The organism is Rossellomorea sp. LJF3 (assembly GCF_037046045.1).
Taxonomy (GTDB): Bacteria; Bacillota; Bacilli; order Bacillales; family Bacillaceae_B; genus Rossellomorea.
The window spans coordinates 104,207-119,155 of sequence record NZ_JBANLY010000002.1 but is presented as its reverse complement, the minus strand read 5'-3'; the positions used below and the strand labels follow the sequence as shown (position 1 = coordinate 119,155).

14 protein-coding genes are annotated in these 14,949 nt (G+C 44.5%); 11 read left to right on the top strand and 3 right to left on the bottom strand.

Annotated features, from left to right (window positions below):
- The first annotated feature begins 48 nt into the window (after window positions 1-48).
- Window positions 49-1,605 (top strand): fatty acid--CoA ligase family protein, encoded by a 1,557-nt coding sequence (locus V8G47_RS03055; RefSeq protein ID WP_336198829.1) that lies wholly within the window; start codon window positions 49-51, stop codon window positions 1,603-1,605.
- A gap of 41 nt (window positions 1,606-1,646) precedes the next feature.
- Here the strand turns inward: V8G47_RS03055 and V8G47_RS03050 are convergent, their stop codons facing one another.
- Window positions 1,647-1,949, bottom strand: a complete 303-nt coding sequence (locus V8G47_RS03050) for a hypothetical protein (RefSeq protein WP_218925524.1) — start codon at window positions 1,947-1,949, stop codon at window positions 1,647-1,649.
- 152 nt (window positions 1,950-2,101) lie between these two features.
- Here V8G47_RS03050 and V8G47_RS03045 point away from each other — a divergent pair, with 152 nt between their 5' ends.
- The 8 genes from V8G47_RS03045 (at window position 2,102) to V8G47_RS03010 (ending at window position 11,776) form a co-directional block, all read left to right on the top strand.
- The gene (locus V8G47_RS03045) at window positions 2,102-2,878 is read left to right on the top strand and encodes an enoyl-CoA hydratase-related protein (RefSeq protein WP_336198828.1); all 777 of its coding nucleotides are present in this window, start codon (window positions 2,102-2,104) and stop codon (window positions 2,876-2,878) included.
- A 375-nt stretch (window positions 2,879-3,253) separates the two neighbouring features.
- Window positions 3,254-4,588 (top strand): serine hydrolase domain-containing protein, encoded by a 1,335-nt coding sequence (locus tag V8G47_RS03040; RefSeq protein WP_336198827.1) that lies wholly within the window; start codon window positions 3,254-3,256, stop codon window positions 4,586-4,588.
- 95 nt (window positions 4,589-4,683) lie between these two features.
- Complete coding sequence (locus tag V8G47_RS03035) at window positions 4,684-5,676, top strand: alcohol dehydrogenase catalytic domain-containing protein (protein WP_336198826.1); 993 nt, start codon at window positions 4,684-4,686, stop codon at window positions 5,674-5,676.
- Between the two features lie 55 nt (window positions 5,677-5,731).
- Complete coding sequence (gene dcuS / locus V8G47_RS03030; RefSeq protein WP_336198825.1) at window positions 5,732-7,333, top strand: DcuS/MalK family sensor histidine kinase; 1,602 nt, start codon at window positions 5,732-5,734, stop codon at window positions 7,331-7,333.
- A complete protein-coding gene (locus V8G47_RS03025) occupies window positions 7,326-8,036 on the top strand; it encodes a response regulator (RefSeq protein ID WP_336198824.1) in 711 nt (236 codons plus the stop codon). The genes dcuS and V8G47_RS03025 overlap by 8 nt, the downstream gene beginning before the upstream one ends.
- A 199-nt stretch (window positions 8,037-8,235) precedes the next feature.
- The gene (locus V8G47_RS03020) at window positions 8,236-9,423 is read left to right on the top strand and encodes a 2-hydroxycarboxylate transporter family protein (protein WP_336198823.1); all 1,188 of its coding nucleotides are present in this window, start codon (window positions 8,236-8,238) and stop codon (window positions 9,421-9,423) included.
- A 70-nt stretch (window positions 9,424-9,493) separates the two neighbouring features.
- Window positions 9,494-10,393: an AEC family transporter gene (locus tag V8G47_RS03015; protein ID WP_336198822.1), complete on the top strand. Its 900-nt coding sequence runs from the start codon at window positions 9,494-9,496 to the stop codon at window positions 10,391-10,393.
- A 132-nt stretch (window positions 10,394-10,525) separates the two neighbouring features.
- Entirely contained in the window at window positions 10,526-11,776 is a 1,251-nt protein-coding gene (locus V8G47_RS03010) for a YeeE/YedE family protein (RefSeq protein ID WP_336198821.1), read from the top strand.
- Window positions 11,777-11,818: 42 nt separating this feature from the next.
- Here V8G47_RS03010 and V8G47_RS03005 read toward each other — a convergent pair whose 3' ends face one another.
- Both V8G47_RS03005 and V8G47_RS03000 read right to left on the bottom strand, forming a co-directional pair.
- The gene (locus tag V8G47_RS03005) at window positions 11,819-12,889 is read right to left on the bottom strand and encodes a CotH kinase family protein (protein ID WP_336198820.1); all 1,071 of its coding nucleotides are present in this window, start codon (window positions 12,887-12,889) and stop codon (window positions 11,819-11,821) included.
- A gap of 109 nt (window positions 12,890-12,998) precedes the next feature.
- Window positions 12,999-13,556, bottom strand: coding sequence for a helix-turn-helix domain-containing protein (locus tag V8G47_RS03000; protein WP_336198819.1), 558 nt, complete (start codon window positions 13,554-13,556; stop codon window positions 12,999-13,001).
- A 103-nt stretch (window positions 13,557-13,659) separates the two neighbouring features.
- Here V8G47_RS03000 and V8G47_RS02995 point away from each other — a divergent pair, with 103 nt between their 5' ends.
- Together V8G47_RS02995 and V8G47_RS02990 are read left to right on the top strand one after the other, a co-directional pair.
- Window positions 13,660-14,379: an AzlC family ABC transporter permease gene (locus V8G47_RS02995; protein ID WP_336198818.1), complete on the top strand. Its 720-nt coding sequence runs from the start codon at window positions 13,660-13,662 to the stop codon at window positions 14,377-14,379.
- Window positions 14,376-14,687 carry an AzlD domain-containing protein gene (locus V8G47_RS02990; protein ID WP_061811201.1) on the top strand — a complete coding sequence of 104 codons (312 nt, stop codon included), beginning with the start codon at window positions 14,376-14,378 and terminating at the stop codon, window positions 14,685-14,687. The genes V8G47_RS02995 and V8G47_RS02990 overlap by 4 nt, the downstream gene beginning before the upstream one ends.
- Window positions 14,688-14,949 lie beyond the last annotated feature (262 nt).

Sequence of the window (14,949 nt, the reverse complement as noted above, 5' to 3'; positions counted from 1 at the left end):
TTGATGAATGACCATTCATTCAGTTTATTGAAAAGGGGAGGGATACAATTGAATATTGCTGCACGGTTAGACCAAATCGCTCAAGAGAAAGCAGATAAGACAGCCTATCATTTCTTGAATACTTCAAGTACATACGGGGAATTAAATGGAGCTGTATCGAAATTTGCAAGCGGCTTAGAGCAATTGGGTCTGAAAAAAGGAGATCATATCGCGCTTGTATTGGGAAATTCACCGCATTTTGTCATCGGATTATATGGTGCACTGCGTCTTGGATTAAAGGTCATTCCGGTCAATCCGATCTACACTCCGGATGAGATTGGCTACATTCTGAAAAATGGTGATGTGAAGGCCATTCTCACACTTGATCTGCTCGTGCCATTAATCGGGAAAATGCAGCATCTGTTATCGGATGTGGAGCATTTCATCCTGTGTGAATCAGGAGATGAACGGGCGAAGGATATTGATTTAGAAAAAATATCTCTTGCTTACCCTAAAATGAAATCGTTTACAAGTGTCTTGGGGAAAGGGGACCCCGGATTCAAAGGTGAGACGGTGGATGAGAATGAGGTGGCCATCATTCTTTACACGTCCGGAACAACAGGGAAACCAAAAGGTGCCATGCTCACTCATAAGAATATTTATTCCAATGCGACCGACGTCGGCAGTTATTTACGAATGAATGAAGATGATACCGTCATTACCGCCCTTCCAATGTTCCATGTTTTCTGTTTAACAGTGGTCCTGAATGCACCTCTTTTGAGAGGAGCCACCCTGTTAATCGTTCCACGCTTCAGTCCTAAGGCCATTTTTGAATTATCAAAGGCGTATCAACCAACCGTATTCGCCGGAGTACCGACCATGTACAACTTCCTGCATCAGTATCCTGATGGAAACCCGGAAGATCTATCCTCTCTTCGTCTCTGTATTTCAGGCGGCGCTTCCCTGCCGGTGGCTCTCTTGAAAAACTTTGAGAAGAAATTCAATGTCATGATTTCTGAAGGATACGGATTATCCGAGGCGTCACCTGTGACATGCTTCAACCCGCTTGATCGACCAAGAAAACCGGGATCGATCGGAACATCAATCATGAACCTGGAGAATAAAGTCGTCGATGAAATGGGAGAAGAAGTCCCTGTAGGACAGGTCGGTGAACTGATTGTCAAAGGACCGAATGTCATGAAAGGATATTACAAGATGGAAGAAGAAACCGCCGCAACGATCCGTGACGGCTGGCTATATACCGGGGATCTTGCCCGCATGGATGAAGATGGCTACTTCTACATTGTGGACCGTAAAAAAGAGCTGATAATTGTAGGGGGCTATAATGTTTATCCTCGTGAGGTGGAAGAAGTGCTATACAATCATCCCGGTATCGTGGAAGCTGCCGTCATCGGTGTTCCGCATCCCGAACTGGGTGAAGCCGTCAACAGCTATGTTGTAAAAAGCGATCCATCCCTGACAGAACAGAGTGTGCTGGAATATTGTAAAGAGCACCTTGCCAAATACAAGCTTCCGGCTTCCATCGAGTTCCTGGATGAACTGCCGAAGAACACAACAGGAAAAATCTTAAGAAGAGCGTTAAAAGAGCAAGTCCTACAGTCATAAAAAAAGAAGATGTTCAGTGGATCACTGAGCATCTTTTTGCTTCATTTCATAGCTTTACTAGCCTGTAATAGCTTGGATTCACCTTTTTCCCAGGTCTCGACCTGCTCAATTGCCTGCTCCGGAGTGAATCCCTGCCCGACCAACACGCCGGATAAGATAAATTCCTGGAAGAGGTGGGTCAGATTGATGCCTTCTTCCACTTCAGATAAGGCACGGGTTACAAGTGGTTGAATATACTCAACCCACTGATCCGGAAGGCTCTTCGTTTCACGGTGGTACGGATTGAAGCTTTGACTGGCCTGTTGATGCTGGAAGTAAGGGTTTTGATTATACGGATGATGCATAATATCTTACAACTCCTTTATGGGTAGATGTCACGAATAGTCTATGCATTAGCCCGCGAAGTGTTCAGCCCTTTTAAAAAATGAAAGGGTTTTCTCGATTCGTGTCGAATCATACATAAGGAGGAAACACTTAGACAAAGGGGAGAACAAACATGGAATCCATTTTACTAGAACAAAAGGGCAACGTCGCAACGGTCACCATTAACAGGCCGGATGCAATGAACGCCTTTAATTACGATACACTGAACGAACTGCAGCAGGTAGTCGAAGCACTCCGCATCAATCCGGACGTCCGGGTCGTCATTTTTACAGGAAGCGGGGAAAAAGCTTTCTCCGTCGGAGCGGATCTTAAGGAACGAAAGACCTTGACTGAACAGCAGGTCATCCGTAACGTTTACAAGATCGGAGAAGTCTTCCAATCTGTCGCCACCCTTCCGCAGCCGACCATCGCCGCCATGAACGGCTACGCATTCGGTGGAGGGATGGAACTTGCTCTCGCCTGCGACTTCCGGGTTTCTGTAGCAGGTACGACAATGGGGCTGACCGAAACAAGCCTGGCCATCATACCGGGAGCAGGAGGGACTCAGCGTTTGCCGCGACTGGTCGGTGAATCCAAAGCCCTCGAACTTATCCTGACGGCTAAACGTTTAACTTCAGAAGAAGCATTGGAAATCGGACTTGTTACAAAGGTAGTAGAAAAAGAGAATTTCATGGGGGAAGTCCATGCATTTGTTGAACCGATGTTAGCGAATGGCCCGGTTGCCCTGCAGCAGGCTAAATTTGCCGTTAAGAATGGGATGAACGTGGACCTGCAGACAGGGTTGCAGATTGAGAGAAAGGCATATGAAATCACAATCCCCACTGAAGACCGGGTGGAGGCTTTACTGGCATTCAGTCAGAAGCGGAAGCCGGAGTTTAAGGGGAAGTGAATCGAACGTTTTGACTGATTGAGGTTTTATGTGAGTAGCAGATCTGCTGTGGAGCCAGCTTGGCTCTCGTGGCGGATCTTTTTTATGGTAGGGGACTGGTGGAGATTCACTTTTGAAAATAAACCTGTCATATATAGACTTCTTTTCCTTACGTCTCAAGTCTCACTATAAGTTAGTCCTCTGGTCGTTAGTATGATGATGTATTTATTGGTAAATTTATGAAAATATCATTATTCTTCTGGCGATTCATTAAGAAAGGGGACATCGACCTTGAAAAAAATACTTATTTCTATATGTTTGATTTGTTGCATCGTGCTTCCTATTGCTTCACATGTTCGTGGTGAGGTGACCAAAGCAGAACTCATTAATGAATTTATGAAAGATTCAATGAAAAAGTATAAGATCCCAGGTGCTTCATTAGCCATTGTCCAGGACGGCAAACTCATATATGAAGCGGGGTTCGGGGTACAAAGCAATGGGGCACCAGTAACAAAGGACACCATGTTTACGATTGGTTCGGTCAGCAAGCCCATAACCAGCCTCGCTATCATGAAATTAGTAGATGATGGAAGGGTGGACCTGGACCAAGAGATATCTCAATACTTACCACACTTCTATTATAGGAAAGATAGCTCCGATCAGGAAGTGACCATTAGGCAGCTGCTGACGCATACTAGCGGGATTAGCTCGTATGACGGGATGGTTCTTGCAGACCGCAATCTTCGAGGAGAAGATGCAATAGCTACAGCTGTTCAGGAACTGAGGGGTGTTTCTTTAAATCATGAACCAGGGGAAGTGCATGAATACAGCCCTGCGAATTATTTACTGTTGGCAAAAGTAGTAGAGAATGTATCGAATCAGTCGTTTACTACTTTTATGGATGATAAAATTTTTAAAAAAATCGGAATGACCAGGACTGTAACAAATTTTAGGGATGCAGAAGAATTAGGGTATCAGCCCGGGTTTCAAACATGGTTCGGCAAGCCGATAAAAAGTAAAGGGTTTATGGATGATAGCGGTGCTTCTTACGGGTATATGGTCTCCACTTCAGATGATATATCGAAGTTCATAAGATTTATGATGGACGGAGGTGGAGAATTGCTCTCAAAGAAAACCTTTTCTACGTATACTTCTCCACAAGTTCATAGAAAAGAAGATATGTATTACGGTCATGGCTGGAGAATCTCAGCAAGTGCAGATGATTCGTACTATTTTCATGGCGGTGAAACACCCGATTCCCGGTCAGAACTATTCATCAATCCCAATGGGAACTATGGGTTTATCCTACTCACAAACAAAAACAACTTTTCAGAAGCCCATTCAACCATCTGGATGAGGGGTGGTATCAAGACGATTCTTGAAAATGGGACAATGCCGGAAGTGAAGGCGGTTAATCATCACTTACTATGGCTTGTCTGTTCCATCACAGTTTTCCTTTTTTTATTATGCTTTTGGAATATATCCCGACTCAGACCGAAAGCTGTCATTAAGAAGAGAGTATGGATATTTATCGGATCACTCTCCTTACTTCTTGCGATCGGAATCATTCCACTATTGTCTTATTTCTTCTCTACTCCCTGGCATTCAATCAATCTATACGCACCCGACATTGCATTCATCATAAAACTTCTCGTTGGGACGTTTACATTAAATGGTGTACTTCTGTTAATGATTTCATTGCTGAAACGAAATGAAGCGAGACACAGATAGTCTCTTTACCCGAGGGTAATAAAATTCTATTAAGAGCCAGGCGCAAAGACTATCAGATAAATTGGCGAAAATATTTGAATGAAAGGAAAGGCGACATGATACAAAAATCACTTGAACTAACAGCGAAAAGCACATTGCAGTGGACGACACAAACCATACCTCCTCTCAATGAAGATGAGATTCTCATTAAAACCGTTGCCGGAGCCATCAGCATCGGGGCAGAACTTCCTCAATACAATGAAACCGATCCCACTGACCTTCCGCCGACTTACCCGAAAGAGACAGGATATGAAAGTTTTGGGGAAGTGATAGCCACAGGTGAGTCAGTCAGAGGCTTTAAAGTAGGGGACAGGGCTGTTGCATTTTATGGGCACAAGGATTATGGGATCGTAAAAGAGAGTAAGGCCATTTTCGTTCCGGGAGATGTTCCCCATCAAGAGGCATTGCTCGTGATATTGTCATGTGATGCAGCAAAAGGTGTGCTTAAATTGAATCCGAATGAGAACGATCGGGTGTTGGTTACAGGTGCCGGGACGATGGGTCTATTGACCATTCATTATCTGAAGGAATATATGAAGGTCAGTCACATTGATATGGTAGAACCTCATAGCGTCAGAGGCGAATTGGCAAGGGGATTGGGGGCGGAAACCGTCTATAAAGATCAAAGTGAGTGCCCAAGTGATTTCTATGATTATGCAATAGAGTGCTCGGGGTTTAACGATGCATTTAAGATACTGCAAAAGTCGCTTAAGTATGAAGGAGAAATGTGCATATTATCCGACGGGAATAAGGAATCTTTTATCCTGCAACCTGACTTTTTCCGCAAAGAACTTAAGGTTGTAGGGTCAAGTGATGGATGGGATTATGAACAACATTCTAAATGGTATTTTAAGCAGATCAAAGATAAGGAATCGGGCTTACGCGGGCTGTTTGAGAAAACGATCACATTTGAAGAGCTGCCACAGTGTTTTGAAGAGCTGGGTAAAGGAAAGATTTCTCCCATAAAGGTTTTTGGAACTATTTCTAACATCATTTCTATCAAAAAGAGGTTCCCATGGAGCCTCTTTATTTACGCAGGTCTATCATAAAACCAAAATTCATGTAAAATAAACAATCATACCAAACTGCACTGGAGTGACTCCCGTGAAAAAGAAAAAGCTTAAACTAAGTACCATCATCATTCTTTTCGTCTGTGTCGTTGTCCTCATTTCCCTTGTCATAACCGATCTGCTGATTACAAGGACGATCAATGATAACATTGAAGCGAATATCGAAGAAAAAGCAAAGATTGTTTCAAGTACGGTTGCTCATTCCACGATTGTGAAGAGCGGCCTTCAGAATCAAGAAAATGAAGACAGCATACAAGAATACGCCTTGGATATCCAAGAATCAGCAGAGGTCCTGTTTGTTGTGGTGATGGATATGGAGGGCATACGGAAGTCACATCCCGATCCTGATCGGATTGGCAGGCACTTTGTCGGTGGGGACGAGAAAAGTGTGTTGAAAGGTAAAGAAAGCCTGTCCATTTCTGAGGGCACGCTTGGTAAGTCTGTGAGGGCTTTTTCTCCCGTTTACAATGAGAAACACGAACAGATCGGGGCAGTGTCTGTCGGGATTTCCCTGAAAAGTGTAGAGGAAGCGCTGAATCAAAGCCACTACAATATTTTATTGGGGTCGGCTCTTGGAATCTTTGTGGGGATTGTAGGCGCTATTATCATTGCCCGGTACATAAAGAAAATTTTATTTGGGCTTGAACCCTTTGCGATTGCGAAGATCTTAGAGGAGCGGAATACAATGCTCCAGTCGGTCCATGAAGGAGTGGTGGCTGTGAATAAGGATACCACCATTTCCCTTGTGAATAAATCAGCACTGAAAATTTTTAATAAAGCTGGACTGAGCTCCGATCCGATAGGTATGCCCATTAAGGAATACATGCCGCACACCCGTCTTGAACGGGTGATGGAGACGGGGAAACCCGAGCTTGACGAGGAGCAGACAATCAACGGGGTATCGATACTCGTGAACCGGGTGCCATTAATCGTCAATGATGAAGTAGTCGGAGCGATCTCTACCTTCCGTGATAAGACGGAAGTGAATCAATTAGCGGAACAACTGACCGGTGTAAAATCATATGCGGAAGCTCTCCGGGCTCAGTCACATGAATTCATGAACAAGATGCATGTCATTTTGGGGCTCGTAAAGATGAAGGATTACAGCCACTTAGGCAGGTATGTGAAAGAACTTGTTTCCTTCCGTGTCGACGAAGTGAGCATGGTGACCTCGAAAGTGAAAGACCCCGCCCTTGCCGGTTTTATCATGGGGAAACTAAGCTATGCGAGGGAAAAGAACGTTAGGTTAACCATTGAATGCCACGACTTTCTTCCGGAACCAAGGGACCCTGCCGTAACCCATGAGCTGATCACCGTCATTGGAAACCTATTGGATAACAGTATTGATGCAACGATGGATTGTGAGGAAAAGGAAGTGTTGATGGAGTTATTTTATCAGGATGGTCAGCTTGAAATCGTAGTGACGGATACAGGAATAGGGATGCCGGATGATATGGTAGAGGATATTTTTATCAAGGGGTATTCATCTAAGGGAGAAGGACGCGGCTACGGTCTTTTCCTGGTGAAAGAGACTATCGGTAAGCTTAATGGGACCCTGCATGTTGAATCGAAGGAGGGTTCGGGAACGACCATAATTGTTCAGGCTTCATATAAGGAGGGGATGAAGGGTGATTAATGTATTAATTGTAGAGGATGATCCAATGGTAGCCCGGTTTAATCAAAGGTATCTGGAAGAAATCAGTGGATTTCATTTAATCGGCATTTCGAATTCTATTGAAGATGCCATGGAAAAGGTAAATGAGCTCAAGGTCGATTTGATATTATTGGATGTTTATTTGTCCGGGAAACAAACGGGAATGGACTTATTGGAGCAAATACGATTGGAACAGCGGGAAATAGATGTCATCCTCATCACAGCGGCATCAGAAGTCGAAAATATTCAAAGTGCCCTCAGGATGGGCGTTGTGGACTATTTAATCAAGCCTTTTGAATTTGAACGGTTTAAAAAAGCATTGACGTCTTACCGGGAGAGTAATCACATGCTTCAAAAGCACTCTACCATCGAACAGGGCGAACTGGATTTACTTTTATTACGGGATGTACAAGAAAACGGGGAAAAGATGTCCCTTCCTAAAGGGTTGGCGAGAAGTACATTAGCGTCTATTTATCAAGAGCTTGTCAGTTTCGAAGAAGAGTCATTTTCAACAGATGATATAGCGGAGGTGACGTCCATTTCACGGGTATCGATCAGAAAGTACCTGAGGTTTTTGAAAGAAATCGGGGTTGTGGATGAAACCTTGGTCTATGGAATCGGAAGGCCGGTATTTCAGTATTCGTTGAAGAAAATGAATATCAAAAGAATCGAAAGTTATTTATAAGCAGCTTATGGCTGCTTATTTTAATTTCAAAAAACAAACAATAGTTTCATAATCTATGAAAGCGTAAACTATTTTCATACAATGAGTATAATGTAAGCGGTTGCTAAAGTGCGATTACAGGGGTGTAAGAAAGAGAGTGCTGGAAAGAGCGGTACAGCATTCAGTTCGTACTAATAAATCGACAAAGGGGATGAACAAAATGGGACAAGCAGCATCAACAATTTCATATGAAAATGGGAAAACAAAAGAGGATGTGACGGATACGAAAGATCGTTCTCTAAAGATTTTTAATATGCCGATCCTATGGTTCCTGGTCTTCGCAGGGATCACGCTGGTCAGCATGTACACGGGGAATCTGCCGGGAGGGATGATTGGAAGCCTTCTCGTCATGATGGTCCTTGGTGAATTATTTGGATGGGCGGGAGGATTCTTGAATTTTTATATTGCGGCGTTAATTACCGGAAGTATATTGGGGATGAATTCGAAAGTGTTGGTGAAGGTGGGCCTTCGCTACTTTCTCCCAATCTTCGGTGCAGTGGCCGGAGCGATCATTGTAGCAGGTATATTTGGTTCTCTTGTAGGCTTTACTCTTAAAGAAGCCATCCTTGTCATTACCATGCCAATCATGGGTGGTGGAATGGGAGCCGGTGCAGTGCCGATGAGTCAGATCTATTCAGAAATGATGGGGAATGATCCGAGCTATTATATATCGATGCTTGTACCGGCACTTGCGTTGGGAAATGTATTTGCCATCATTCTGGCATCGGTTCTTGATATTATCGGAAAAAAGGTCCCTTCCCTGAGTGGAAACGGCCAGCTCATGAAAGGTTTTACCTATGAAAAAACAAAGCAGAAGTATCATATTGAGAAGATGGGAGTAGGCCTACTCGCTGCACTGACATTCTTTACGGTTGGTACCCTGCTGGGATCCATTCTTCCTCTTCATCCTTATGCAATCATGATCATTCTAGTGGCAGTGGCGAAGATTTCAAATATCATTCCTCAAAATGTAGTAGAGGGAGCGAGTCAGTGGTATCAATTTGTAGCGGGTAATTGGACCTTCGCTTTATTATTCGGGATCGGAGTTGCGTACACTGATTTGAATACGGTTCTTGAAGCTTTGACTCTTCAATATATACTGACTGTACTCGGAGTGGTCCTGGGGGCGATCATCGGTGCGGCAATCCTTGGGAAACTGGTTGGTTTTTATCCAATCGAAGCAGCCATCACCGCGGGACTGTGCATGGCGAATATGGGAGGAACAGGGGATGTCGCCGTGTTGTCAGCATCCAAACGAATGGAGCTTATGCCATTCGCACAGATTTCTTCACGACTGGGCGGCGCATTGATCCTGCTGTTAGCGGGATTAATTATTCCACTCCTGTAAATATGGTACACTTAGGCTTGACTCTAGTAGTCAGGCCTATCTTTCATTTTAATAGATTGTGGTGACATAAATGGACGTAATATTGATTGTACTGCCTGCATTATTGGTCTTTGCTGTTGGATACATAGGCCAAAAGAAACTTGGCTTTGAAATCAATTCGATTTCGAAGATGGCCATATACTTAATGTATCCATTCCTGGCGTTCAAGACCTTTTACGAAAATGAACTGAATATGGACTATCTTTATATTTTTCTCTTTTGCATCGCACTTTGTGTAATATTGATTCTTTCCATTAAAATAGTGGCTGCGATCAGGAATTATTCAAAACCGAAAGAGTCGGCTATGATCCTTTCCGGAGTTTTCATGAATTCGGGTAATTACGGTGTACCTATCATTCTGTTCGGGTTTGGTGAGCTCGGTTTTCGCTATGCCGTCATCATGATGGTGATTCAGTCATTCCTTATGAATACGATCGGATTGTATTATGCCATAAGTGGAAGTGACAAAGCGAGTGGTCCAAAGGAAATCTGGATGAAGATTGTCAAAATGCCGATTTTGTATGGTGCATTTATCGGGCTTGCCTTTCAGGTATTGCACCTTCACGTTCCATTATTTTTAAATCAAACGATCGACTTGATCTCACAAGCAACGATCCCTACGATCATGGTCGTTCTCGGGATGCAGCTGGCCACTCTTGGAGGGAAGAAAGTGGAGAGAAGCTCATTATCCTTCATCGTGATCATAAGAATGGTCGCTTCGCCCATTCTGGCATTGGCGATCGTCTCCCTGCTGCCGATTTCATCGACACTTGGTTCGATTCTTATTATTTTGGCAAGCATGCCGACTGCTGCCAATACAACGATGTTTTCACTGCAATTCAATACAGAACCTGATCTCGTATCAGCAAGTACGTTGGTCACGACGCTTTTGAGTATCGTGACGATTCCGGTTATGTTAGCACTGGTTTAAATGTAAAACCACTTGAGTGTTCTCGCTCAGGTGGTTTTTTTATGGAATCTCATCTTTTGACAGAAGCCGAAGAATCCATTACTATTGTAAAATGAATTCCAACCAAATCAATGAGATTAAGGAGGATTTGTTATGGCTGAATATGTTCAACCAATCAATGAACAAAAAGGTCCGGAGAAAAAGAGTACCGAATTGAACTCACCACAGAAGTCATTAGTGGCTGGTGGGCTCATCGTATCAGCGGTTCTTGGTCTATACCTGCTCTTTACACAGGAAATCGCCCAAACCGTACTTCTCGTTCTCGGACTTCTGTTAGGATATACATTATTTCATGCACGATTCGGCTTCACTTCTGCCTTCCGCAGGGTGATGTCTGTCGGAAACGGGCAGGCGATGCGTGCCCATATGGTGATGCTCGCTGTTGCGGTTACCTTGTTTGCGCCGATTCTTGCTACAGGGTACACTTTTTTTGGAGGGGAAGCGACAGGGTATGTGTCACCAGTCGGTGTCAGCCTGATTGTTGGTGCCTTTCTGTTCGGGATCGGGATGCAGCTGGGGGGAGGATGTGCTTCCGGAACCCTTTATGCCATTGGCGGAGGGCGTTCCGTCATGTTCATCACGCTATTATTCTTTATTGTAGGTGCAACAGTCGGAGCGGCTCATCTTCCATTTTGGACAGAGGAGCTTCCTTCCTTTAAGCCGATCTCGCTGGCCACGTCCACCGGATTAGGTTATTTTGGGGCATGGGTCGTTTCCATCTTATTCTTCGCACTCGTTGCGTGGGTCACCCTTCGAATCGAAAAGAAGAAGAATCCCCCGCGTATGGCAGTTCTTCCGTCAGCAAAAGGGTGGAAGCGGGTCTTCCGTGGATCCTGGCCACTTATCGCAGCTGCCATCGTTCTTGCGGTATTGAATGCCCTCACTCTCATGACGAGGGGAAATCCGTGGGGAATTACATCGGCCTTTGCGTTATGGGGATCAAAGGTAGCCGGAATGTTCGGTGTAGATGTTGCCAGCTGGGGCTATTGGTCTGGCGCCAATGCAGAGGCCCTTCAAGCGTCAATCTTTGCTGATTCCACAACCGTATTGAATTTCGGTGTCATTCTTGGAGCGTTCCTGGCCTCTGCAGCCGGAGGATTGTTCCGCTTCAATAGGATCACTGGTAAAAATGCCATGGCTTCGGGCATCGGCGGACTGTTGATGGGATATGGTGCCCGCTTGGCATTTGGATGTAACATCGGCGCTTACTTCGGAGGAATTGCTTCCTTCAGCCTTCATGGTTACATCTGGGGAGTTCTCGCCCTTGCCGGTACGTTCCTTGCACTCTATCTTCGTCCTCTGTTCGGCTTGTCCGTTCCAAAACCGAAAGATACGTTCTGTTAATGGAAAGCGTGGGAATTTCTTGTTCCCACGCTTTATTTTTTTCTAGAGATACTTTAATTCCTGTCTCAGGTAAGCACCTCGATTTTCAATGAACTGAAGGATGAAGGAAGGTTCCCGGTCATACAAATCAATATCTTTCTGAAAATGGGGGTCCATCAGGATATAGGGTCTCAGGGAAGAGTGTAAGCTCATCACTTTGTCTTCAAGGTATGTCACATTGAAAGTCGTATCGAGAATTTCCTCCAATATATCCTTATATAATTTTCGGAACCCGGATCGTTTCATCAACTGTGTGGTTAGTTTGTTTTTGGTTTTCCCCGTAATCGGCACATAATCCCATTCCATAACGTCCCCGTTCACCCGTCTTCCAAACGTAGCGTCGTAATCCCACGGAATGATGGAAAATCGTTGATCCCTCCGGTTCAGATACAAAGCGTAGTTATGGGTGAATCCATCATTATTCATTGTACAGACAGCTCCGGCAAGCCACCTCAAGTAATTTTCAATGTGTAAGAGCTGAGTGATTTCATGTTGGAAGGTTGAAGGTGAATTGATTCTCTTGATGAAGTGGATGAGAGTATGATCATCTTCCATATTTCCGAGTTTTCGCTGGTATCCTGATGTCAGGCCCCGTTTTCCCTTTAGTGAGAAATCAGCTTTGTCGCTGACTGCATAATAGATCGTTCCCGGGGGAAGATTTCTCTTTTTCAGGTAGATTTCATCCACCGATTCCAACTGAAGGTATAAACCAAGAGGCTCTCCCTCCTGGGTAACGAATACATGCTGACTTTCCGGTGTATGGATGCCTGCTTCCCTCATGAAATCAAGGGAAAGTTTATTCCGGAAATGGGAGGGGTCAAGGGACTCTGCATTCAGGTGCAGTTCTGAGGATTCATCCGGGCCGGGTTGATTGGCAAATTCTATGTGATACGACTTTTTTTCCAATTCCCGTGTATAGGATCCCCTGTACCGGATATGGATGTCATGTACGGCCCCTTCTACTTTCAATCGAGCCGGCACAGGCGCGTTGCTCCATACATCACGTTCCAGCTCCCGTAAATCAGCATGATCGAATTGGAGGTCAAATGAGGGCAGGGAAGGAGTCATGTTCATTATTCTCCTCTCAACTTAAAGATGTAATAGTATATTGGTGGGTTCCAAAGTTTGACACGACGTGAGAAAAAAAGCAGTCATGAAATGGAGATTCCATTTCATGACTGCTTTACTCTTCCCCGTAATAGATGACCATTTGGCAGACAGCTTCCTGATTCGACTCATTGGAGTATTCATGACCGGAGTCAGCGGCAAATCGAATCGAACTTCCGGCCGTCAATGCATACTTTTCCTCTGCAATCTTCAAGGAAATCTCTCCTGAAAGAACGGTGATGTATTCCTCCACACCCTTCGTATGTCCTTCATTCCGATAGGTGCAATCCGGTTTCATTTCCACCCGATAGCTTTCCCATTTCTTTAAGGGGTCAAAAGGGAAGATGGGATACACAATGTAGTTGCCGTCATCTTCAAGCACAGGCTGGACGTCTTCATAATGAATGATGGACACCTGGTTGCTCGGCTTTTCAATGAGGGAAGAAAAAGATACCTTCAAGCCATTGGCAATCTTCCACAGAATGGCGACGGTAGGGTTCGAATCACCCCGTTCAATTTGACCGATCATTGCCTTGCTGACCCCTGTCCGTTCAGCCATTTGTTCAAGGCTGAACCCCCGTTCTCTCCGGATCTTTCTAATATTATCACCAATTTGTATCGGGAAATTTTCCATGCTCAAAACTCCTCTTGTGTATTATAACGTCTATATGTATAATATAATAAATTATCGAAAAATTAAAATAGTGAATAATACTTATTATAAAGGATGTGAGGGGATGGAAGCACTTCTTTCTACGAAAAAAGTGAGTGACTTTCGCTATGGCCTGCAGGGTGGCATCAGCATTGCCATTGGATATATGCCTGTGGCCCTGACGTTTGGCTTGTTGGCACGTACAACCGGGCTTACAGTGACGGAGACAATCCTGATGAGCATGCTCGTGTTCGCAGGGGCTGCTCAATATATATCCTTGAGTCTTATTGCGGTGGGTACCGGGATGATTGAAATCATTCTCACAACGTTCATTGTAAACATCCGTCACTTTCTGATGTCTGCTTCGTTAAGTGAGAAGGTTGAGGAAGACCGTTTGTTTAAAAAGCTTTTCTATGCGTTTGGCATCACGGATGAAACCTTCACGGTCATCAGTGTCAAAGAGGGGAAAGTACGGACGGGGTTTATCGTTGGCGTTATGCTCATTTCCTACGGCAGTTGGGTCGTGAATTCCGGAGTGGGATATTTTATCGGAGAAATCCTTCCTGAATTTCTCCAGGCGAGTATGACCATTGCTTTGTATGCCATGTTTGTCGGACTTCTCGTTCCTTCTATGAAAAAGAGCGTCAAAGTCACATTTTTAGCCGTGGTGGCAGGGGCTCTGAATAGTACCCTCATGTTTACGACTAACCTTTCAAACGGCTGGTCGATTGTGACGGCTACGATTGCCTCTGCCGTGATCGTCGAGGCAGCCGGCATGCTAAAAGAAAGGGGGAAAACCATATGAATCCCGCCATTGTGTGGATGATCATTGGAATGGCCGTAGTGACCTACATACCCAGAATGCTCCCTTTCCTCGTATTTAAGGGAAAGGAGCTTCCTCCTTTTTTTCAGGGAGTGCTGAAGAATGTCCCTTTTGCTGTCTTGGGAGCGTTGATTTTCCCGAGCATTCTTCTGATACAGGAAGGGAACCTCCTGTTTGGGGCAGTGGGTACGGTAGCTGCCTTTGCCATTGCGTTTTTGGGAGCCAACGTGATCCTAGTGGTGATCGGGGCGATTTCCGTTTTGTCTTTGTATTCAGTCTTCTTAATGTAGAAGGTTATTGGTCACGATTTGAATCGTGGCTTTTTTTATTGAGCATGGACGTGGACGTTGTATGTTGGAGCATGGCAGATAAATTTTAAAAATGGCAGATAAAATTTTATCCTGGCAGATATAATGAAGATATGGCAGGTAAATTCAAAATGTGGCACGTAAATCACCAGAACGGCAGATAAACGATTTTCCCTTCCCGGACGGCACCATTTTACTCACCGTCCGTGTTTAGGTTCTAAAACTTTGGACAGGGTATTACATA